The sequence below is a fragment of the Bradyrhizobium sp. 25ACV genome (assembly GCF_054863005.1).
Genome location: NZ_JAVAYO010000175.1, coordinates 1 through 245 on the forward strand (window position 1 = coordinate 1; position 245 = coordinate 245).

1 protein-coding gene is annotated in these 245 nt (G+C 55.5%); it reads left to right on the forward strand.

From position 1 onward, the window contains the following. A partial coding sequence (locus RAD04_RS39050) for a hypothetical protein (RefSeq protein ID WP_461628018.1) occupies positions 1-245 on the forward strand: 245 nt, incomplete at both ends.

The window sequence follows — 245 nt, forward strand, 5'->3', positions numbered from 1 at the left end:
TACTGAAGAATGGCGGAACGAAAAATGGGTTGTTGACAAAAGGCGGAATGAACAAAGATCGCCGGAAGAACGCGTTTCCGAAAAACGGGTTGTTAACGAACGGTCGTGCTGCGAAAGAATCTCGTGCTACCCAGTCGTCAGGTCTGAAGCCGATGGTCTGGCTCGGTCGGGCGGAGGCGCGCATCGAATGCGACATCATGCCCACCGCCATTGCGTTCGGGCGCGGTAGAGCTGAAATCCGTGCT